General features: G+C 49.5%; 21 protein-coding genes and 1 pseudogene. 5 read left to right on the top strand and 17 right to left on the bottom strand.

What is annotated here, in order from left to right; genetic code table 11:
* Positions 1-70: 70 nt before the first annotated feature.
* The 5 genes from CES81_RS09240 to scrK form a co-directional block, all read right to left on the bottom strand.
* Positions 71-316: a YdeI/OmpD-associated family protein gene (locus tag CES81_RS09240; RefSeq protein WP_089121516.1), complete on the bottom strand. Its 246-nt coding sequence runs from the start codon at positions 314-316 to the stop codon at positions 71-73.
* Positions 317-448: 132 nt separating this feature from the next.
* A complete protein-coding gene (locus tag CES81_RS09245; protein ID WP_089121548.1) occupies positions 449-1,138 on the bottom strand; it encodes a DUF6198 family protein in 690 nt (229 codons plus the stop codon).
* 76 nt (positions 1,139-1,214) lie between these two features.
* Complete coding sequence (locus CES81_RS09250) at positions 1,215-1,613, bottom strand: VOC family protein (RefSeq protein WP_089087589.1); 399 nt, start codon at positions 1,611-1,613, stop codon at positions 1,215-1,217.
* A gap of 12 nt (positions 1,614-1,625) precedes the next feature.
* On the bottom strand, positions 1,626-2,624 hold the full coding sequence (locus CES81_RS09255) for a zinc-dependent alcohol dehydrogenase family protein (RefSeq protein ID WP_089087588.1): 999 nt from the start codon (positions 2,622-2,624) through the stop codon (positions 1,626-1,628).
* Positions 2,625-2,643: 19 nt separating this feature from the next.
* Complete coding sequence (gene scrK, locus CES81_RS09260) at positions 2,644-3,534, bottom strand: fructokinase ScrK (protein WP_089121517.1); 891 nt, start codon at positions 3,532-3,534, stop codon at positions 2,644-2,646.
* Positions 3,535-3,783: 249 nt separating this feature from the next.
* Here scrK and CES81_RS09265 point away from each other — a divergent pair, with 249 nt between their 5' ends.
* Positions 3,784-4,773, top strand: coding sequence for a LacI family DNA-binding transcriptional regulator (locus CES81_RS09265; protein WP_089087586.1), 990 nt, complete (start codon positions 3,784-3,786; stop codon positions 4,771-4,773).
* A 185-nt stretch (positions 4,774-4,958) separates the two neighbouring features.
* Here CES81_RS09265 and CES81_RS09270 read toward each other — a convergent pair whose 3' ends face one another.
* The 3 genes from CES81_RS09270 to CES81_RS09280 all read right to left on the bottom strand — a co-directional run bounded on the left by CES81_RS09270 (position 4,959) and on the right by CES81_RS09280 (position 6,921).
* Positions 4,959-5,513 (bottom strand): matrixin family metalloprotease, encoded by a 555-nt coding sequence (locus tag CES81_RS09270; RefSeq protein WP_089121518.1) that lies wholly within the window; start codon positions 5,511-5,513, stop codon positions 4,959-4,961.
* 665 nt (positions 5,514-6,178) lie between these two features.
* Positions 6,179-6,526: a fluoride efflux transporter CrcB gene (gene crcB / locus CES81_RS09275; RefSeq protein ID WP_089121519.1), complete on the bottom strand. Its 348-nt coding sequence runs from the start codon at positions 6,524-6,526 to the stop codon at positions 6,179-6,181.
* Positions 6,523-6,921, bottom strand: a complete 399-nt coding sequence (locus CES81_RS09280) for a fluoride efflux transporter FluC (RefSeq protein ID WP_089121520.1) — start codon at positions 6,919-6,921, stop codon at positions 6,523-6,525. Before CES81_RS09280 ends, crcB begins: the two co-directional genes overlap by 4 nt.
* A 530-nt stretch (positions 6,922-7,451) precedes the next feature.
* Between CES81_RS09280 and CES81_RS09285 the strand changes: the two genes are divergently transcribed.
* Entirely contained in the window at positions 7,452-11,465 is a 4,014-nt protein-coding gene (locus tag CES81_RS09285) for a mucin-binding protein (RefSeq protein ID WP_180949772.1), read from the top strand.
* Between the two features lie 155 nt (positions 11,466-11,620).
* Here the strand turns inward: CES81_RS09285 and CES81_RS09290 are convergent, their stop codons facing one another.
* The 4 genes and pseudogenes from CES81_RS09290 to rihB all read right to left on the bottom strand — a co-directional run bounded on the left by CES81_RS09290 (position 11,621) and on the right by rihB (position 14,986).
* On the bottom strand, positions 11,621-12,076 hold the full coding sequence (locus CES81_RS09290) for a MarR family winged helix-turn-helix transcriptional regulator (protein ID WP_180949773.1): 456 nt from the start codon (positions 12,074-12,076) through the stop codon (positions 11,621-11,623).
* 37 nt (positions 12,077-12,113) lie between these two features.
* Positions 12,114-13,085 (bottom strand): amidohydrolase family protein, encoded by a 972-nt coding sequence (locus CES81_RS09295; RefSeq protein ID WP_089121523.1) that lies wholly within the window; start codon positions 13,083-13,085, stop codon positions 12,114-12,116.
* A gap of 197 nt (positions 13,086-13,282) precedes the next feature.
* Positions 13,283-14,033 (bottom strand): annotated as a pseudogene (locus CES81_RS09300) (nucleoside transporter C-terminal domain-containing protein).
* Positions 14,034-14,053: 20 nt separating this feature from the next.
* Entirely contained in the window at positions 14,054-14,986 is a 933-nt protein-coding gene (rihB, locus tag CES81_RS09305) for a ribosylpyrimidine nucleosidase (RefSeq protein WP_089121524.1), read from the bottom strand.
* A 106-nt stretch (positions 14,987-15,092) separates the two neighbouring features.
* Between rihB and yeiL the strand changes: the two genes are divergently transcribed.
* On the top strand, positions 15,093-15,797 hold the full coding sequence (gene yeiL / locus CES81_RS09310) for a transcriptional regulator YeiL (protein ID WP_089121525.1): 705 nt from the start codon (positions 15,093-15,095) through the stop codon (positions 15,795-15,797).
* A gap of 24 nt (positions 15,798-15,821) precedes the next feature.
* Here the strand turns inward: yeiL and CES81_RS09315 are convergent, their stop codons facing one another.
* From CES81_RS09315 to CES81_RS09335, 5 genes are read right to left on the bottom strand one after another with little or no spacing between them, the layout of a single operon-like run.
* Positions 15,822-16,850, bottom strand: a complete 1,029-nt coding sequence (locus CES81_RS09315) for a uroporphyrinogen decarboxylase family protein (RefSeq protein ID WP_089121526.1) — start codon at positions 16,848-16,850, stop codon at positions 15,822-15,824.
* A gap of 15 nt (positions 16,851-16,865) precedes the next feature.
* Complete coding sequence (locus CES81_RS09320; protein WP_089121527.1) at positions 16,866-17,735, bottom strand: transporter substrate-binding domain-containing protein; 870 nt, start codon at positions 17,733-17,735, stop codon at positions 16,866-16,868.
* An 18-nt stretch (positions 17,736-17,753) separates the two neighbouring features.
* A complete protein-coding gene (locus CES81_RS09325) occupies positions 17,754-18,464 on the bottom strand; it encodes an amino acid ABC transporter permease (protein ID WP_089121528.1) in 711 nt (236 codons plus the stop codon).
* Between the two features lie 12 nt (positions 18,465-18,476).
* Positions 18,477-19,148: an amino acid ABC transporter permease gene (locus CES81_RS09330; RefSeq protein WP_089121529.1), complete on the bottom strand. Its 672-nt coding sequence runs from the start codon at positions 19,146-19,148 to the stop codon at positions 18,477-18,479.
* Between the two features lie 40 nt (positions 19,149-19,188).
* Positions 19,189-19,932, bottom strand: coding sequence for an amino acid ABC transporter ATP-binding protein (locus CES81_RS09335; RefSeq protein ID WP_089121530.1), 744 nt, complete (start codon positions 19,930-19,932; stop codon positions 19,189-19,191).
* 801 nt (positions 19,933-20,733) lie between these two features.
* Between CES81_RS09335 and CES81_RS09345 the strand changes: the two genes are divergently transcribed.
* Positions 20,734-21,402, top strand: a complete 669-nt coding sequence (locus CES81_RS09345) for a B3/B4 domain-containing protein (RefSeq protein WP_089121532.1) — start codon at positions 20,734-20,736, stop codon at positions 21,400-21,402.
* 243 nt (positions 21,403-21,645) lie between these two features.
* The gene (locus CES81_RS13785) at positions 21,646-21,699 is read left to right on the top strand and encodes a hypothetical protein (protein WP_369688599.1); all 54 of its coding nucleotides are present in this window, start codon (positions 21,646-21,648) and stop codon (positions 21,697-21,699) included.
* Positions 21,700-21,947 lie beyond the last annotated feature (248 nt).

The following is a 21,947-nucleotide window of genomic DNA, read 5'->3' on the forward strand; positions in this document are numbered from 1 at the left end:
AGTTGCCTAGAAGAATAAAACTATTTAGTTCCAACTTTTTGGGTACACGTCATAAAAGCTCTCAAAACCCCTATTCTTTTGGCCGTGAATCATAGGCCCGTTTGGATTTGTAGCCTGCCTTAAAGACCGTCTGCATGACTTCAATATGGCGTTGCTTCGTCGCTTCAGCTTTCGCGCCAAAGATGAACCGCGCCCACTCCCGCTGATAGCCTGGTGTCAGGTCGTTGAAGAATTGCTGCATGTCCGGCTGATCAGCTAATAATGCGGCCACTGCCGGAACGTCTTTTTCGTAGTCTGCAAGTGATTTTTGCGCCATGGTACTTCCCCCTTGAATGAATGGTGCTACCAGTATAGCATGTTTCAAAGTGTGCAGACACCAGCTGATACCAAATAAAAACGCCTGACACCGAATGCAATCAGTGTCAGGCGTTTTTAATACTGGTCAGCCTTAACGGCCAACGTCCAGTGCTTGATGCTTTAACTTTGGAAAAACGATGCGGTCGGCAATGCCGGTAATACTGCCTTGGAATAAGAACGCAAAGATGGTTCCTAGACCAAAGTTTGTGATACTGCCAGTCATCAGAGCAGCGATAATGCCCATCAAGGTCGGCGGTACGTAGGAGAACCACATCGCAATCGTCGCATTGCCGCGGCAATAGCGGTAACGCAGGATCTGTGTCAGATCATCGGCCGGATGCAAGACCAAGTTCACCCGCTGGTAAATGGATATCGCGGTCCCCATGCAAGCGACACCCAAGAAATTAATCAGGACGTACAGTGCCACCATTAACGGTGAGTACGCGTTGGGCATGAGCCGGTTGAAGATGTTGGCGAACCACTGGATGAATAACGAGAACGGCAACAGGAAAGCCAAGTTGCCAAGAATCCGCTTCCATTCTAATTGATGCATTAAAGCGGCATTCAAAAATGCGACTAACATCCCCAAGACGAAGAACGCCCAGAAAAGCACCTGCGAATTATCACCCAATAACGCGTGACCTAGATTTGATTCCGCCGCGGTCCAGTACGCAGACCCGAGGAAGGATGGGTGAATGTGCGTACTGGTGACCAATGTCAAAACATTTCCCAATGAGTTGATCACTAATGATATCGCAAAGTAGCCGATGGAGGCTGCCATACTGATATGCCGTTGTGAGTCGAAAGCCACTCGTTGGTGTTGCTGTACTGCATTCACATTCTCGCGTCCTTTCGTGTTATTGCGCCAGTTTTTCACAAAATTCAATCTTTTCGTGGTTGGGACCCAAGATGTTGAAGAAGCGGATCCCGTGCTTCCAGAAGCTAGGAATGGATTGAATTTCATCGTCTAAAACCGTGACGCCATCGAGTTTTTTAACTGCTTCAAACGCCTTGTCCACGTCCGTGGTGTTTAGTGAACAGTGGTTAATTGCACCGGTCTTTTCAACGACTGGATCGCCTTCCCAGGTTTCAATGACGTAATTGCCCAGTTGAAGAAAGGCACAGCGGTTTTCACCGTTATGAAACAGTCCGGCTACTTTAAAGCCGAGTTTTTTGTAAAACGCAATGGTGACATCTAAATCTTTTGATGGGATACCCACGTGCTGGATCCCAGTAACGTAATCAGTTAATGCCATAGTAATTTACCTCTAGTCAATTTTGACAACTGCTTTAGACACACCGGCAACTTTGCCTTCCAGAACGTCAGCAACTTGTTCCAAACCAAGTTCGTGGCTGATCAGCGGTTCAACGTTAACTTTGCCGCTGGCAAGCAGTGCAATGGAATCTTCGAAGGAACGTGGGTTGATAAATGACCCTTGAATGGTCAGCTGCTTTTGATAAACTTCATAGGTGTTCATCTGGAAGTGCTGGTCTGGCTTACCCACACCAAACATTAAGACTTGGGCACCTTTGCGGGTAGCTTCAACGGCTTCTTCTTGAGTCTGCGGCAAACCAACCGCTTCAATGACAACGTCGTAATCACTAGGGATCTTGTCACGGGTCGTGTTATAAATGTTAGTGACACCGAACTTGTCCTTGTTCAACTGCAACTTGTCATCAATGATCCCGGCTAAATCAACTTGGTGAACACCGTAGGCACCCAAGAGTTGAACGAATAATTGACCCATAAAGCCATCACCAATGACTAAGGCTTTTTGATAAGGTGTCAGTTTCAATAGTTGAACACCGTGAACGGCACATGACAGTGGTTCAGTGGTGGCACCGGCCTTTAGTGACACTTCATCTGGTAAGTGATAGACCACTTCTGAAGGGGCCGTGAAGTATTCTTCCAAGCCACCGTTACGGGTAACTCCAACGGCTGACAAACTGTCACATAGTTCGGGACGGCCTGTCCGGCAGTAGAAGCACTTGCCGCAATAGATGTTAGGATCAACCGTTACGCGATCGCCGACTTTAAAGCCTTTGACGTCACTGCCGACAGCGGCAACGATCCCGGAATTTTCGTGACCTAAGACAATTGGCGGTACCGCGTTAGCTGAACCGGGAAGCCCGTTGTACAGTGCGTGGTCAGTGCCGCAAATCCCGGCGTACTTGGTGTTGACTAATACTTCGTCAGCCTTTGGGGTTGGCTTTTGTAAATCTTGAATTTCCATTTTCTTGGTTCCAGTAAGGACTAAACTCTTCATAAATCATCGCTCCATTCTGTTATTTTTGATTAACTAATTGATTAACTTCCCGGTAGGCTAAAGCAAAGTCACCGATGGTTGCTGACCCGTTATGTGCGGCCAGCGGCATGGTGATATAGTCGTCCAGCTTACCGACGTCTTGATAATCGTTCAGCAACGCCGCAAATTCGTGACGCACCTTCTTCAGGAAGGCTTCGCTGACAACACCGCCGCCGAACACAATTTTTTGCGGCCGAATATGCAGCGTCGTTTGTAAGGCGGCCTGGGCCACGTAGTAAGCCATGATGTCCCAAACGTGATCGGTCAACGGAATCGTTTCACCCTTGCGCCCGGTGCGCGCCTCAAAGGTTGGCCCGGCGACTAACCCTTCCAGGCAATCGCCGTGATAAGGGCAGATCCCTTTGAAATCTAAATCATCGGGGTGCCGCTTCAACCGCACGTGGCCGACTTCGGGATGACCCAAGGTGCCAACGAAACCGCCGTTTAAAACGGTGCCGGCGCCAACGCCGGTGCCGATGGTGTAATACGTCAGCGCACTCATGTTGGGGTCCTTTTCCCTGGCAAGAATGTATTCACCATAGGCTGACCCGTTCACATCCGTGGTCCAGTAAATCGGCAGATCAAACGCTGCTTTCAGCATGCCTAAAAAGTTGGTATTCGCCCAGCCGACTTTCGGGGTGTCGGTAATGTAGCCGTACTTTTCTGCTTCCGGACGAATCTCGATCGGTCCAAACGAGGCCACCGAAATGGCTCGTAAGTCGGCAAACCGTTTAAAGTAATCGATCGCCTTTTGGATAGTTTCCGCGGGCGTGGTCGTCGGATACTGAATCCGGTCCTTAACGCGGTAGTTTTCATCACCAACCGCACAGACAAACTTGGTTCCGCCTGCTTCGATACTTCCTAATAACACGTTAATCACCACTCTTCAAAAAGATTTAAAGTGTTTGTTGTTTCTTGTAACCGCTTTCAATGTCTAATTTAGCATGTTATTTTCTAAAAAGAGCTGCTTTTAGTGAATTTTTCCAAATTGAAAGATTGTTCAAAAGTTTCAACCCGCGATAGCATTGCGTTTGTCGGTTTCGTAAACGCTTACGTTTTTTTACATTTCACTCATTTTCAACTAGAATGGCATTAACAAGACATAGGAGACGAGTATTTAATGGATTTTCAAAAACCACGGGTTACGATCAACGAAATAGCAGAATTAGCCGGTGTTTCAATTGCCACGGTTTCGCGCGCCTTGAACAACCGCCCCGGCATCAGCCAGAAAACCAAGGAAAAGGTTCAGCGCATTATCACCCAAACTGGCTACCAGCCAAATATCTTTGCCAGAAATATCCGGGAACACCAGACAAAATTAATTGGGTTAATTATTTCCGACGCCTCTAACGAGTTCTTTAAGCAGGTCAGCCGTGCCGTTCAGGATCAGGCCGCCTTGGCGGGTTATTCAGTCATCATGCTGAATTCCGACGAAAACCCAGCCGAAGAGATGCAGGCGATTCAAATTTTGCGTCACTATGACGTTTCTGGGCTGATTATTGCCAGTACGGATACGCACCTGGACTACCATCAGCTGGTGGGCGACACCCCAACGGTCTTTTTTGACCGCGCACCCTCACCCGATAAACAGTCCCAGTTTGATACCCTGCTGGTGAATAACGTCTCGGGTGCTGAACTGGCCGTTTCCGAGCTGATCCGGCAGGGCGCTTCTAAAATCGGCATTCTTTCTAGCGGGGTCTCCACGGCGGGTAAGGAACGCCAGCAAGGTTATTTAAAGGCGTTAGCTGAATACCACCTGCCGCTGGATCAAAACTTGATCTACACCAGCGACGTCAAGCAAATCAAGGCACTGGACTACGCGCACGAACTGCTGATGACCCACCACTGCGACGGTATTTTTGCGGCCGATAACACGCTGCTGCTGGTGGTGCTGCAGGAAATCAAGCTCCTGCACCGTCCCAACATTAAGGTCGCCACTTTTGACAATACGGCCTGGTTTGATTACTTTAAGCAGCCCGTGATTTCGGTTAAACAGCCCACCGCCACCATCGGCCATCAGGCGGTCGACCTGGTTTTAAAGCGGATCAAGGAGCCCACCTTACCCGCAAAGACCAGACGCTTTTCGGTTCAGCTGATCCGGCGTGGGTAAGGGGTTTATCATCGGATCGTATTGATAAACCGCTACTCAGAGGGCTGGACTGAAAGAAAGCCTAAAATTAGCCTCTGAGCATTGAACACTAAAAAACGCCCTGCCGATAATTTTATCGGTGGGCGTTTTGATGTTAAATTCGGGAATCTACCGCGTTATCTTTCAACTTTAACCTTAATCACTGATCACCGACTACTGACCGTAACCCGATCTTTACTGATGGTATTAGCCGCACCCGCGGGCGAATCAATGAAGTACTGCTTGGCCGGGATGCTGTACAGTTCCTTGACGTTTTTGACATCGACCGGCTGGATACTCACGTAGCGTGTTGATTTGTACATCACGCTGTGCTTGCTGGGATTATGGGCCAGTCCCATGGCGTGCCCCAATTCGTGTTCCGCCACGTTGACACGCTGGCTGGTGGTGTAGCCGTTTTTGTTCAGCTGTGAATTGACTAGGTGGAGCTGAACGCTGACCATCCGTTTGGTACTATCGTGCCGGACTTCCGCCACGCCCACTAAATTTTGCTTGATCAGTGTCGCTTCATTACTTTGGGCGGGAACGATCGTTATTTGAGCTGAACCGGCAACCACTTTGAACCTGAAGACCTTTTTGGCGTTCCAGGCGTCGATGGCCCGCGTCCAAACCTTGGTATAGTACGGGCCGACTTTGAGCTGAACGGTTGCCTGGCTGGTTTCAAACCGCCACGGATTGACAACAGGGAGACGCCCCGAGGGCAACCCGGCTCAGACTCAGCAACGACAGCACAAAAACCACGCTGACAACAACGATTTTTTTAAACATCATGGTCACTTTCTCTCTTGAATTACCACAAGCAATTGACATACATCACTGCAGACTTCTGGCAAACTGTATTTTACCCGCTTCCCAATATTTGTCTAAGAATTTGCTTGAATAATTCAAGTGTATTTGTTTGCAGGTAAAATTAAAACTTGATAGAATGCAACCGTAATCAATTTAGTAGATTGATTACTCAGACACAGCTTGTAAACCGCTGTATCCCACAACATTTTAGCTAATCTGTGTTACTCCCCCCATACAGTGACCTCAACATAAAAACTGTTGTTAGCACAGATCGGCTAGTTGACGTTTTCCAAATCCCTGTCCCAATTTGGAACATCAACTCAATCGTGATTTTCAGCGTTTACGCTGAAACCCCTTGTACAAAAAGCAGTCCGCCTCCCTATCCCTTAGACGAACTGCTTTTTGCTGTTTAATTTTGAAAAAAAGGCTGTTCCACAACTCGGTAGATGCCAGAATCTGAGTTGTGGAACAGGCTAAGGCTATATTCAAGTAGTGAACCAAAGCACATTTTAAGCTGTATTTTAGTCAAGAAATTAACTGGCAGACTTATCGATATAGACTTAAGTCACACCCTCAACTTTCAAATCATCTGCCCAATCATCACACCGACCGCTGCGGCTAAAATACCCACTAAAGCGGTGCCTGCGTAATATAGCATCCCCTGTATCCAGTGGCGGTCCCGTAACAGCACGAAGGTATCGGTCATGTAGGTGGAAAAAGTCGTGTAGCCCCCGCAAAATCCCGTTAACAGAATCAGTGACCAAGGCTGCGGTAAAGCCAACGTGACCAGCACGCCAGCAACCAAAGCACCGGTAGCGTTGATCACCAAGGTCGCCATGGGAAATGTCGGATGCCACCGCTTACCTGCCACCGTGATCAAATAGCGCAACACCGCACCGCAGCCGGCACCAAGCCCGATCAGCATCATGCTTTTCGCCTCCGTCCTAAGGCCAAGGCAGCCGCGTAACCGCTAGCGGCTGCCAGCAGTCCCAGCGTCAGGTTCAGCACAAAGATCGTGATCGCATATGCTGGCCTACTTGGCACGTTCAGCAATAAGTTCACTACCAGCGTGGAAAAGGTGGTAAACGCGCCAATAAATCCTGTGCCCAAGCCCACGATCAGCCAATTAGGCACAGCCAGATAAATGACGACCCCGTATGTAATAAATGCCAATAAAAAACTACCGACCACGTTGACCGTGGTGGTGCCTAATAGCGATGTGCCATCGTGCAGCAGCTGACCAACTTCGTAGCGGGCAATGCCGCCAAAAAAGCCGCCGATAAAAACAGCCAATAGATCTGTGAATTTTAGTTGGTTACCCATAACATTCCCCTTACGCCGTTTTTCGATTGAAACCAATGCTGAAAATTATAGCAAACGGCCCCGTTAGGTACAAGGCGCTTTAGTTACGGATGATGTGAACTTGAAAAAAGTAAACGGCTGTGACCCACACAGGTCACAGCCACTTACTGCTTGATGAATTACCATCAACAGTAATATACCACTAATCAAGCTTAAAAATAATTTAAAAACAGTGTCTCTTAAGATTATCTTTAGAATTTAACGTGAGCAGTTGTCGTCAGACAGCAAACGGTTCAAAAATATCTTAAATAGAAATGGTTTATAGTGGGTCAATTAAGGCCTGACTTATATGATGATATCGACATAGAATAACTTATGAATTCAAAAGATGTGCCCCTAACGCCTATTATATAGGGGTTACGCGTCCATATTTTTTATAAGCATCTTTGAAGGTTTTAAATACACTTCATGTTATTATAATGATTGGAGGGTAAAATGTATCATTTTTTATTGTCATGAGGGACTATGTTAAAAGGAGTGGGCAATTTACTATGTCAAAAAACAACTTAAAATCACCATATATTGAAAGTAAACATCGTGTGAAGCTTTACAAAAGAGGTAAACAATGGGTAGCTATGGGCATCACCTTAGCTGCCCTTACTGGTGTTTCGTTTGTCGCAAGCGACACTGCCAGCGCGGCAGAAACGGTTACGCCTGATTCAACGGCCACTGTCGGCCAAACTGCACCGGCCAATGATACTAACTCCTCCGCCGCAATCACAACCCCTGACGCAGCTAACACCCCTAGTGGGACCACGGCAGCTGTAGCACCTGACAGCACAACAGGTACAGCCGCCAACACAGACAAACCGTCGACGGGTACCCCCGCCGCAGCGACTGCTTCACAGAATCAGCCGACAGCCACTGTTCGTTCTGCAGACAACACGGGTAACCAAGATGTTGTGTCTGCACGTGCCGTCAGCGCACCAACCCCAGCACCGGCACCAACGCAAGCCGTTGGGCCGACCGTTACGACGACTGATAAATCGGGTGCGGCTTCTACTGATCCGGCCAATACCGGCAACAGTAACGATTCCCCAACAGTGGTTACTGGCGAAAAAGTGGCCAGTGATTTCGTGGCGGGCGGTTCAAACGGGACCACCCTTCCAAAAATCACCTCTGATACCGTTGATTTAACTAATCCGGCTGTTTCTGGCCACACGCAAAACGGCGTGGTCGTTGCGAAAGACGCCATTGATTTCAACAGCGATTTTAGTTTGAACGCCACCGTCAACGTTAACTGGGACAGTGCCACTATGGGCGGCTGGCTCGGCGGTGACGGGATGGCCGTCGCCTTTCAGCCGGTTTCATTGGACACTGCCATGACCAAGGCCGGATTCGGCAGCGGCATGGGCCTGGTCAGAGGAATCGATGGCACCATCAGCTACATTATTTCAACGGATGCCATAAGGCAGTCACCTAAACAAAGCGATGGCCAGCCGTTCACCCAACTGCCGAACTGGGTGATTTATCAATCAGCCGATGACAGCAGTCAGGCAATCGGTGGTGTATTTGATACGGGTATCGCTTTGCCTGCCAGCGGATCAACTGGCAGCTTAAAATACACCTTTGACGTGACTTACAAGGCTGCCACGAAACAGCTCGTCACTAACATCTTAGACAGTAATGATCAAATCGTTAAAACGTATACTCAAACCATTACGGATGAGCAAATCGGTAAGAACTACTTGCTGGGTGTCACCGCTGCCACCGCTTCTTCCAAAGCCGCTTACAGCGTGACCATCAACAAGTACACCTACGTGCCGGCTGATGCCAAACTCAATATCACCAGCAACATGCCTAACGTTGCCCAATCAAATATCAACGGTACCCCTGGTCAAGTGATCGCCTTCTATCAGGAAGGAACAGCCAAGCCAACCGCCGACAGCAAGGGTAACGCTGTATCGGTTGCTTATACCGTTCCTAAAGTAGACGGCTACACCCTTTCACCCCAGTTCGTGACGTTAACAGCTGGTGGTGAAAATACCGTTGCAATCAACTATGTCGGCAAACAAATCAATAACGCCATCGTGACAATCCCTACCAATAAGGGTGAGCAAACCGTGACTAACGTTTCTGGTCAGGTCGGCAACACCGTTCAAATTTCAGTTCCGGCCATTTCAGGCTATACGCCGGATAAAACCAAGGTAACGGCTACGGTCAACGCCGACGGCACGATTACCGTCAACGGGCCAAAAGCACAGTCTGGCGATGCCGGGTACGTCACCTATACAGGTGATCCGCAGACCTTAACGGTTAAACTCGGTAATACTGGTAAAGTCTGGACCACCACTGGCGCCTCAGACACCCCGATCAATTACGATCAGCAGGCCATCGTCGCCCTCATTCCAAAGGGTTACACGATCAACAGTAATACTTCTAAAAAAATATTTGACAGTCTCTTACAGCAGCTCAACGCACCGACGGCATTTGACCATGACTCCACCAAGGATCAGACCATCACACTGCCTCTGCAAGCAGCCGAAGACTTCAGTCACACCACGACTACGCGAACGATTCACTTCGTCGACAGTACGGGTAAGACCGTCTCACCGGATGTCGTTCAAACGGTTAACTGGGTCCGCGGCAGCGATGCCACTACCGACCCGACTACTGGGGCCTTTCAGCCAATGGATTGGTACGCCAGCGTGACTGCACCAACCATTGCCGGGTATACGCCGGACATTAAAACGATTGCCGAAGTTTATCCAATGATGGTCACCACGCCGGGAAATGCTGAGGACATCACCGTTACCTACACGGCTGATACGCAAACCATGGTGGTGCACGTTGGCGACAAGACTTGGACCACCATGGGGCCTTCCGGCAGTGCCATCAACTACGATGCTGGCGCCATTTTAAGCTTGATTCCTAAGGGTTACACGGTTACCTACAATCAGCAGACAACCACGATTGAAGCCCTACTCACAAAAGCGCCCGCAAACTTTGATACGGATACGGCGAACGATCAAGCCTGGACGTTACCAATTTCACCAGCTGAAAACTTCAACCACACGACGACCACGCGGACGATCCACTTTGTCGATAACACGGGCAAGACCGTCTCACCGGATATCGTTCAAACTGTCAACTGGGTGAAAGTCAGCGACGCCAATGCTGCTTCAACAGCTGGTGCCTATACACCAGTAGACTGGTACACTAGCGTCACTGCACCCACCATTACCGGGTATAAGCCTGATATCGCAACCATTGCGGAAGACTACCCAATGATCACCGACCAACCGGAAAATGCTAAGGATATTACGGTGACCTACACTGGTGAAACCCAAAAGCTGATTGTTACCGTTGGTGACAAGACTTGGACCACGACGGGTGAATCCGGCAGTGACATTCACTACGACACCCAGGCCATCTTAGCCTTGATTCCCGACGGCTACAGCATCAGTGCCAACACTTCTGGTACGACGTTGGCTGATTGGCTGGCAAACGCACCCAAACAATTTGACACTGATACCGCCAAGGATCAAACCTTAACGTTACCGATCTCGCCTGCCGAAAGCTTTAACCACACCACCACCACGCGGACGATTCACTTCGTCGATGGCAACGGCAAGGCTTTAACACCCGACGTCGTTCAAACCGTCAACTGGGTGCAAACGGTTGACGCGGCAACTGGCAAACCAACCGACGTCTACACGCCAATGGACTGGTACACGGAAATCTCAACACCAACGGTTGCCGGTTACACGACAGCAACCGCCAAAGTGGCTGCCGATTATCCGCTGATCACGGACGCCCCGACTAATGCTAAGGACATCACGATCGTTTACACCGGCAACCAAATCACGACCGACGTGACGATCCCAAGTAATCAAGGCGATCAAACCGTCGCTCACGTGACTGGCAACGTTGGCGATGTCGTCAACGTTGCCGTGCCGACCCTTGACGGCTACACTGCGGATAAAACCACGGTGTCGGCAACGGTTAACCCGGACGGCACGATTACGGTCAATGGTCCAAAGGCTAAACCGGGCGACGCGGGCTATGTCACTTACACTGCCATTAGTACTAACGTGCCGGATCAAGGCGACAACAACGGCCTGCCTGGCAATAATCTGACGGATGTTGACACCCCAACCACCAATGACACGCCGCAACCGGATACGATTCCCAATCCGGTAACCACGCCGACTGACGATGCGGATAAGGACACGGTTACGCGTCAAAACAGTACCGCTGTCAAATCCGATCAGAATGGTACCCGTTCAGGTCACTCGAACACGGTCACGGCTATTCAAAATGGCGGCGCAGTGCTCAGCACTTCAGCCGCGGCAGGTCACGCAACGGCTGCTCAGCCGTCAAGTTCAGCCACCGCTGCTGGTCAAACCACAACTGGTCAGCAAACGAAACAAGCAGCTGCCGGCCAATTACCGCAAACTAACGAACAATCCGATCAAGTGAAAACAACTGGTGTTCTTGGCTTGATACTGCTGAGTCTATTGAGTCTGTTCGGTCTTAGAAGAAAAGAAACCGGCGACAAATAATCAGTAGGCTGGAGATCAAGCCAAGGTAGACATAGCGAGCTTCGCTATTGCCCACCCTCCAGGATTTAAAAGAAGCTCAATTCGAAACTGAATTGGGCTTCTTTTTTGTAAAGAAAAAGTGCTGATGATTGCTCATCAGCACCAGATCTAATTCGTTATTTAAGGCCACTGCCTTCATCAAGCTGCGCAATTCGTTTCAAAACAGCCAGAAAATCAGCTTGCGTTACCCGGCCGTCAGCCACGTCCAGGCACTGGCTCAGCGCTTCTTCTTGCGCGTCCAGTGCTGCTTTGATCTTGGGATACAGCGCTTCGCCCTCAGCCGTCAGCTTCAGTTCAAAACGCCGGCCATCGTTTGGCGACTGCCGCTTATCCACCAGGCCCATCTTGGCTAGCTTAGCAATTTCCCGGTTCACGTTGCTTTGGTGGCGACTGTCCGAACGCACTAGCTGGTCTTGGGTAATTCCCGGATTATCGTGCAGCTTTAAAATGAAGAAAAATTGCGCGTGATTCACCCCAAGGGGGCTTAGACGCTTCTCCAACACCCGAATGGCCATGTTGGAGGCCGTGTGCAGCTGTTTGCTGATCGTCTCGTTATTTTTATCCGTAATCATGTCGTCACTTCCTAGGCAGTATATGATACCGTTTCTCTTACAGGTTAAACAGTTTTTCGGCCGTCCCGTGGGCGATCGCCTCGCGTTGCTCATCCGTCACATCCGCCTGCTCAAGAAACTCACGCGTCCTTGAGCCCTTTTGCACGTACGGGAAGTCCTCCGACCACATGACGTGATCCGCGCCCATTTCAGTGAGTGCTAACTGCATTTGCGGTGCCGTGAACATCCCGGATGGTGACAGGTAAACCTGACGCCGGTAGTAATCCGAGAACTTCAGCGGCAAGTCAGTGATCATTGGGCTGAACCCATCGATGCGTTCCACGAACATGGGGATAAATTCACCCCAGTGGCCGGTGGCGATCTTCAGGTGGGGATACTTTTCCAGCAGACCAGCTGTGATGATTCGCATGACCTGAATACCAGCTTCCATGTGCCACCCCCACATGGCGCCGGCCATCATGTTTGCGGCTAGCGCTGAGTAGGCTTTACTATCGTAGAGCATCGCCTTTTGGTCGTTTGAAATGACACCGGGATGCAGGTAAAGCGTGGTACCAAGCTTGTCGGCAGCGGCAAAAATGGGGTCAAACTTGGGGTCATCGAGGAACTGACCATTGATACTGCCGCTGATGATGCCGCCCTTCAGGCCTAACTGCGTCACAGCATATTCCAGCTCTTCGGCCGCTTTGTCGGGCACGTTAGCGGGTAAAGTTGCGAGCCCAGCGAACCGATCAGGATACTGGCTGATGTTTTCCGCCAACGTTTCGTTTTGGGCACGGGCGCCAGCAACGGCGTACTGGTCAGGCAGCACTTGCGCTGAATTACCGGCATCGGAGATCACTTGCATATCGATACCGTTCTCATCCATGTAAGCCACCTTCTGACTGAAATCGACTAGCTTAGGCCTTAACTTGTCTTGCCACGGATTATTATTTTTAACTTCCGAGTATTTCTTAAACTGACTGATGTTTTCGTCAGTGTCGTAATGTTCTTCAACCGTAATTAATTTCATTGTACACCCTTCCTTAACGACTCACTTATTTGTAAGTCAAAATGAGTATAGCACAAAACTATGCACGTGCATAGTTTTGGTGCAAGTTGTCCTTTCCGCACGCAAAAACCATCCAGTTCACCTGAATGGTTTTTTGACGCGGCATGTTTAGACCGTTCCGTTGTAATCAGTCATGCATTGTAAGATACGCTTTTTGATTACCACACGAACAGGCCGACAAAACCAGCTGATAAGAGTGATACGAGAACGCCTGAAAGTAACATGCAACCCACGTTTTTAGCGACCAAGTCGTTTTTTTCCTTGTCCACCAATCCCTTGAAGGCACCGATGATCATCCCGGTGGTTCCAAAGTTGGCAAACGACGTCAAAAAGACGGTCAATACGGCACGTAAATGCGGCGTGTAGCCATTAATCACGTTTCCAGCGACCTTCCCCATGACCACGAATTCGTTAGTCACTAACTTCAAGCCCATGTCTTGGGATAAGAGCCAGGCATCGTGAACCGGGAACCCTAATAGCCAAGCAAACGGGAACATGATAACCCCCACGATATGCTCTAAGGAAAGCGGCGCCCAGATCAAGCCTAAAATCTTATCCGCCAAAGTAGGTTAAAATATCAAAAACCGGTACGATCATCAATACGGGCAGCAGCGCAGTGGTCACAAAGTTCATCGACTTAGCTGAACCGCCGAAAGCTGGGGTAACCCAGTTGGGCAGCGCGAAGACGATCCCTTGATAGGAAACTTCCACCAGCCAGTTAAATCCGTCCGCCGCTGCTTTAACGGCGTCTCGGCCAGCGGTAAAACTGGTGAAGAACCAGGCTAATGCCAAGTTGATCAATAACATGATGGCAATTGAACGCCAGCGGATATCGCTTTTTTTCTTTGAAAATAGGAAACCGATCACTAAGAAGACGATCAGCCCTACCAGGTTAATCAAAACATACATTTAAATGTCCCCCTCTCTGCTTACTTGTAGGTCTTAATGCAGTCAGCAACTAAGTCGAAGAACCCTTTACGGTCGATCCCCTTACCCACTTTAGCGTTTGGCGTCTGCTTCAAAACGTTGAGTTCGTCGCAAACCGTCCGGCCGTAACATGGGCCGCGGTTGATATCAACGGTGACGTACATGTCCTGCATCTCAAACAGTGATGGATCAATTAAGTAGCCTACAGTGGTAGCATCGTGGATCGGACCAGCTTCAAGGCCAAATTCTTCAAACTGCGTCTTCAAAGTAAAGCGCATTAAATCACCGAATAACTTACCGGCCTTGTTGCCAATGGCTTCCATCCGTTCGATGACGTCTGGGGTACAAATGGTTTGGTTGGTTAAGTCTAAGCCCATCATGACGATCGGTGCACCGGACTTGAAGACCACGTGAGCGGCTTCCGGATCAGCGAAAATGTTAAATTCAGCTGATGGCGTGAAGTTACCCGTCCCGTAAGCACCGCCCATTAAGACGATTTCTTTGATCTTAGGGATGATCAGCGGTTCCATCCGCATAGCAGTGGCGATGTTAGTCAATGGACCAGTAGGCACTAAGGTAATGTCGCCGTCGCTAGCCATTAAGGTATCAATGATGAATTGAACACCGTTTTCCTTTTCAGCTGTCCGCTTTAAGGCTTCAAAAGTGGGACCGTCTAAACCGGTCTTACCGTGGACGTTACCGGCAACGACTTGTTCGCGGACAAGCGGTTGGGGCATCCCTGGGTAAAGTTTAACGTCCATGTCTAATAATTGCGCAACGTTCAAGCCGTTATGAACGGTCTTCTTCAACGTTTGGTTACCAGCAACGATCGTGATCCCTAATAGGTCGATATCTGGATGTGCGTATGCCATCATCATGGTAATCGCGTCATCGTGACCTGGATCACAGTCGAGAATAATTTTTCGTGCAGTCATGAATAATTCCTCCTAGCAGTGATGTGTAAGCCCTTACTTACTGATTGAATTATAGCCTGTGAATTGCTACACTAAGTATGAGAAATCTCATACTAGGAGAATTTAAATGCAAAAAATTGATGATAGTAAACTCAAACACGTGTTGATGGCTGAGTGTGATTATGGATCGCTGTTCGGCTCCAATATCGCCAAGCACGCTCAGCTGATGAAGTTCAGCCCCCAGGAATACATTGTAAAAAACCAGGTTAAACCGGACTACCTGTTTTATTTAGTCCGGGGCAAGGCCAAACTGTATGATTTTCTGGCTAACGGCAAAGACACCCTGGTCGACTTCTTCACGCCGCCCTGCTTTGTGGGGGAAATGGAGTTAATGGACACCCAAAGCGAACCCTTCAGCGTCCAAGTGATCGATGACTGCTACTGCCTGGCGCTGCCGGTGGCAAAATACAAGCAGCAGCTGCTGGCCGACCCGGTCTTCCTGCGCAACGTCTGCCTCTACCTCGCTCACAAAAACGCCCGCAATATTAAAACGGCTTCCCAGAATCAGGGCTTCACGCTGTCGCAGCGGCTTTCGGCCTTTATTCTGCTGACGAGCCACGACGGCCGCTACCACGAAAAACACACCCAGGTCGCCGAGTACCTGGGCGTGTCCTACCGCCACCTGCTGTACGTGATCGCCGACTTTGTCAAGGCCGGCTACCTGCAAAAAGATCAGCGCAGTTACCGCATTAAAGACGAAGCCGGGCTGCAAAACTTGGCCTGGGAAGTTAACCTCTCCAACGAATGGCACGAAAAAGCCAGTGATGCGTGATCACTGGCTTTTTGAATCCTTAAATTACCGGGCCTGCTTACGGGCTAAGTAAGTGTGCGCTGCCTCGGCCGCCCAGCGGATGTGTTCCACTGGCGTTTCGCGGGGCACCGTGCAGTCCGCGCCGATCATGACGCCCTTAGTCCCGGCTTCATCCAGCAGCCGGTCAATTTCGGCTTGAATCTCTTGCTGGCTGCCGGCATAGAGCACGTCTTCAGTGGTATTGCCCAAACCGCCAAAGACGATCCGGTCCTTGAAGAGCTGCTTGCCCTCGCCTAGGGTGTAGCCGTCTACGCGGGTCGCCCAGTTAATGATCGGCAACTGATAGTCGGTAAACCACGGCAGATGGTTCGTGGCTTCCCCGAAACCGCAAATGTGGAGGATACTGGTTTTAAAATCCCGGTTGATTTCAGCGATTAGCTCCTGATCCAGCGGTTTTTGAACCTGGTTGAAGAAGGTTTCACCGATGCGGGGATCCTGGATTTCCTGGGTACTGAACAGCACCCCGTCGAGACCGGCATGGTAAAGGGCTTGGATCTGTTTTTTGATATCGCCGTTAATGACAGTCAAAGCGTGGGTCACGACTTCGGGATCCTTAGTATAGAGGTCGGCAAACAAGGTGTCGGCTTCCGCCAGATCGCGTTCCGGTTCATCGACCACCAGCGCCCATTTAAACAGCGTGACGGCGGAAAAAACGTTGTTCAACACGATGGTCGGGTGTTTCAGTGCTTTGAGCTGTTCGGTGATCAATCGCGCCTGGTCCACCAGCCACGGATGGTCAGCCGCGATCGGCTGGATTTTAGCTAAGGCAGCCAAGTCAGTGGGATCAGCGACGTTGTTAAAATGGTAGGTAAAATAGCCGTCGTTCATGAGTTTAATAAAATCCGAATCAACACTGTCAACGTAGGCCGGCTCCTTTTCGAGGTCGGTCTCAAACATGCCGTTATCCTTGGTCGCTTCCACGTGTTCGTTGGGTGTGAAATGGTGCCAGACGGAAAACGGCACTTCCTGTTCGTCCTCATTATTAAAAGCTTTCAGTAAGTCACTTTTCTTCATCGTGGTCCTCCTCTTTTACTTATTCGCTTCAGCGTTAAAGGCTTTGTTGGCATTCGGCTGTTTGAACGTATCTTCATACAGGTACTGCTTGGTGATCTTTTCCAGATAACCGTCAGCTTTGAGCTTCTTCAGCTCCTTGTTGATCGCGGTCACCAGTTTCTTGTTCTTCGCATTCTTATTTAATAGGAAATAACTATTTTCTAGCCCGATAGATTTAGACGTTGCTAACTGCTTGCCTTCTGAAGTGTTGCCAACGGGCTTGTAAGCCGCGTAAGGATAAACGGCCACGTCGTATTTGCCGGTAGCGACTTCCTTTAAGGCATCGCCGGCGGACTGGTCGCCGATCCCCTTCAAATCGATCTTGTGCTTCGGATTATTTTGGTTGTAGGTTTGAATCACGCTGTAACGGGCGTCATCGGTTGAAATCGGCACTAATGATAGCTTTTTAGTGGCAACATCTTGCAATGAATTGGCCGTTTTACCGCCCTTCTTGGTGATGAGCCGCAGATCATCTAAGCCGTTAGAATTAGTGTGCAAATAAGTCTTGAAGCGGTCCTTAGAATACCACCAGTTGGAAACGGCCAGGTCGTACTTGCCAGACTGCAGTCCGACGAAGACGGAATTTTGTGAAGTGGTGGTCTCGTCGAACTTATATTGCGGCAGGTCCTTATCGATCCGCTTCAGCAGCGCGCCGTAGTAGCCGCCGATCCCGGAACCGGCTGGGTAAGTGTAAGGCCGGTTATTATTGGGTCCCGCCACCTTGATCGTAGTAACGGAAGACGTTTTGGCAGAGTGGTGAGTCGTGCTAAACGCGACGATGCCGATCAGCACGAGCACGATAATTAAAGCTGATACACGTTTTAAACCCTTATGAGAAGCTTTCATCTATAGACACTCCTTTGATTAAATTGAATCCTGCGTGTGGAACGTATGGTAACGGTCGATGGCTTCACCCACCTGAAAGAGCTTGGCGAAGATCCAGCAGATCACAATGTAAATGATCAGCGCGTCCAGGTAAGTTTCCAAGTACTTAAAGCCGATCGATGACAAAATATTGGCTTTGGCCATGATTTCGACAATGCCGATGTTGTAAACGATGGCGGTATCTTTGATCAGGTCAATGAATAAATTAGCAAAGTTAGGAATAAAGTTAGCGACCAGCTGCGGGATAACGATTCGCGTCATGGCTCGGGTAGGCGTCATGCCCACCGTGACGGCGGCTTCGTACTGCCGGTGGTCGACGGAGTGGTACGCGGAACGGATGCTCTCCGAAATATTGGCCGAGGCGTTAAACGAATACGCCAAGATGGCGATCAGCATCGCCGGCAGGCCGTTGGTACTGGTATCCAGCCCCGCGTGTTTTAAGGCCACCAGTAACTGCGGCAGCCCGTAGTAGACCACGTACATTTGCACGATGATCGGCGTCCCGCGGATAAACGACACGTACAGCGCCGCGATCGGCGCCAAAATTTTAACGTTGCGTTCCCGGACAATGACGATCAAGACGGCCAGGATGAAGCCCAAGATCGTGGCGATGATGGACAGCACGATGGTGGTCGGCGCCACCGACAGGATCTTCGGAAACGAATGAAGCGCGAAGTTTGAATCGAACATTTAGCCATCTCCTTAAACCGTGACGTACTGATAATCTTTTCTGATCTGACGAAAGCCCCACTCGATGGCTAAAACCACCAGCCAGTAAATAAAGGCTAAAACGACGAAGATCTCCAGCTGATAGACCCCCTGATTTTGATTGGATAAATCAGTCGCGGTATTATACATATCCATAATCCCGATGACGTACACCAGTGAAGTGGCCTTAACTAACCCGATCAGCAGGTTTTCCACGTTGGGTAAGGCGATCAGCAGCGTCTGCGGCATGAGAATCCGCCAAAACGCGTGGCTGGCATCCATGCCGACGACTAGCGCTGCCTCGTACTGCCCCGGATCAACCGATAAGTATGCGGAACGAAACGCCTCGGATAAGTAGGCGCTCCAGCCGATGGACAGCCCGGCGATTCCAAACAGCAGCTTCGCCCAGTCGTTGATGTCAATGCCCACCAGTAAAAACAGTTTCGGCAGCCCGTAGTAGGCTAACAGCAGCATCAGCAGCGGCGGCGTCCCCCGGACCAAGCCCAGGTAGCCGCGAGCCAGGCCCTTAGCAACCGGATTGCGCCGCAACGATAGCCAGGCCAGACAGACCCCGATCACACTGGCAAAAATAAACGAAAAGATGAGTAACGTTAACGTTGTCGGTAATCCCGACAGCAGCGTGGTCATAATTTTGGTCAATCGCATTTTTGATGCATCCCCTTTCAACGATTAATTGAACACTGACTTAATAATCTTCGGCAATGGCTGACAGGAACCGCTGGGTGCGTTCGTGCTGCGGATGATCGAAGACATCGTCCGCGCTGCCCTGTTCAATAATTTGACCATCCGCGAAAAAGATCACCCGGTCGGCCACGTCCCTGGCAAACGCCATTTGGTGGGTCACCACGATCATGGTCTGGCCCCGTTCCGCCAGACGCTTCATGTCCCGCAGCACCGTGCCGACCAGCTCGGGATCCAGCGCCGAGGTCGGTTCGTCAAACAGCACAATATCGGGATTTAACACGGTGGCCCGGGCGATACCGATCCGTTGCTGCTGACCACCGGACAGCTGCGAGGGATAAAAATCCTTCTTATCTAACAGATCCACCTGGTCCAGCGCCCGGCTGGCCAGCGTCTCGGCTTCTTCCTTGCTTTTATTCTGCCCGAAGATCAGCCCTTCAGAAATATTTTCCAGCGCCGTTTTGTTTTTAAATAAGTTATAGTTTTGAAACACCATCGCCATGTGCCGGCGGGTCCATAACACCTGTTCCTGAGTCGGTGCCGCCATGTCGATCCGTTTTTGCCGCAGCGTCATGGTACCAGCATCCGCCGTTTCCAGAAAGTTAATGTTGCGCAGCATCGTGGTTTTCCCTGATCCCGAGGGGCCAATAATGGCGATGACTTCGCCCTCTTTCACCGCGAGGTCGATCCCTTTTAAAACGTGATTATTCTTAAACGTCTTCTTCAAGTTTTTGAGCTCTAATAACACGCTATCCCTTCTTCCACTTCATGATTAAGTTGCCTATCAGCACGGGTAACAAAAAAACACCTTCGTTCTTGTCTATCACTAAACAAGGACGAAAGTGTTTTCCGTGGTGCCACCTTAATTCGTACTGACTGCACAGTACCTCGATCGAATCTCAAACGCGACATTCGATCCAGCGATAACGGCGCCAACCGAATATTTAGCTCACCACCAAATACTTCTTAATTCAAAGCTCATCTTCACCGCCTGATCGATACCCGCTTTCAGCCAAGTGCCGGTTCTCTAAGAAAGATCAGGACAGCTACTCTTCTTCTCAAAAGATGATATATTAATTAAATGATTGCCATAGATATTAATCGTATATTAATAATTTGTCAAGCCTTAAGTTTTTAAAATGGTTCGGATACTGATGCAACAGTTTTATATGCAGTTAATATTCAATATAAAGATTAAAATTAAATAAGATTTCTGTTGCTTATCATCCTCAAACGTGCTATAACTAACGGTAAATTCACAGCTAAAAGACCGCAAAGAAGTGTCACCAGTGTCGCTGGCAGCAGAGAATCCGGCTGATGGAAAAGGAAACCGGCAATCTGGTGAAGATGAACTTTGCGACAGGGTCGGCCCGTTCACGCGGGCCGAACGGTAGGAACCGTTAGCTTCCCTGGCATCCGCTTGAATGGGTGCCGATGAGGCTTGTTTTGTGAAGAACGGGTAAAATTGGGTGGCACCACGGCGCATTCGTCCCTTGTTAACGGGAACGAATGCTTTTTTGTCGTCATTTTAAGAAAAGGAGTGTTAATCATGCAATTCATCATTGATCCAAAGGTGATTGATTTAGGTGTCACCATTCGCGGCGTCGAGCTGACCGGCGTTAATAACCAGCAGTATCCAGACCAGCTAAAGGCCTACATTCAAAACGAAGTCCAGGCCGTCTTACCGGGGTTAGACCGCGACCAAATTAAAGCCGACCCCATCATTCAGGGCTTTTGGGACCTGCACAAAGCGGTTCACTTGCCCAAGCGCAACAATACGCCGGCACCGGTCACGCTGCTGAAATTAATTTTGAAACGCGGTACGCTTTTTTCCATTAATCCTGTCGTGGACCTCTATAATCTGATCTCGATTCAAAGCCGTCTGGCGTTAGGCGCGCACGATATAGACCAAATCGACGGCAACGTTAATCTGCGGCTCACGAACGGTACGGAACGCTTCGTGCCGATTGGCGCCGACAATCAGCCGGAGCCGGTGAAGCCCAGCGAATACGGCTACATCGACGACAGCAACGAGGTCATCTGCCACCTGGAGACCCGCCAAGTGGAGAAAACCAAGGTAACCCCTGCCACAAACCATATCTTTTACATTGTTCAGGGCAATCAACACACCACGCAGGCATACGTGGACGACACCGCTCAGCGAGTGATTGACTTAACGACGCAGTATCTGGGTGGCGAGGGGCACTTTTTGAATTGACGAGAGTAATTTAGAGCCATTGATGACTAAGTAAACTGATTTCAGTAGAGAAAATATATATCACATTTTATATAATTTGTCGCAATTATTTTAGGCAAATAAAAAAACAGCATATCTTATGATATACTGTTAGAGCAAAGAGTTTCATGGGTGGTGGCGTCAAATACGAAAGTAGATGATGCCTATGATTTACAAAATCTACGAAAGATTCAGACTGTGTCAGTCTTTGACGCATTATCGTTGATGATTGCTTTTGCAACCTTAACGATACTGATCGACCGCGGAAAGCGTAAATAAGAAGCCACCCCTGTTAACTTTGGCATGTTGACGGGTGACTTCTTATGTTGTCTGTCACTAGCTACCGCCTTTGAAGCGGTTTGCATGGGGATTGGTGCGCCAGCGCCAGTCCCTTTTTGATACTCACATTATAGCACAAGACGCTCAAATCAGCGAGAGTTTGCCTATTCCTAGGCGTACCCTTTACGTTGATGATTGCTTTTGCAGCCCTAACGATACTGATTGACCGCGGAAAGCGTAAATAAGAA

Source organism: Secundilactobacillus pentosiphilus, assembly GCF_002217985.1.
GTDB classification, from domain to species: domain Bacteria; phylum Bacillota; class Bacilli; order Lactobacillales; family Lactobacillaceae; genus Secundilactobacillus; species Secundilactobacillus pentosiphilus.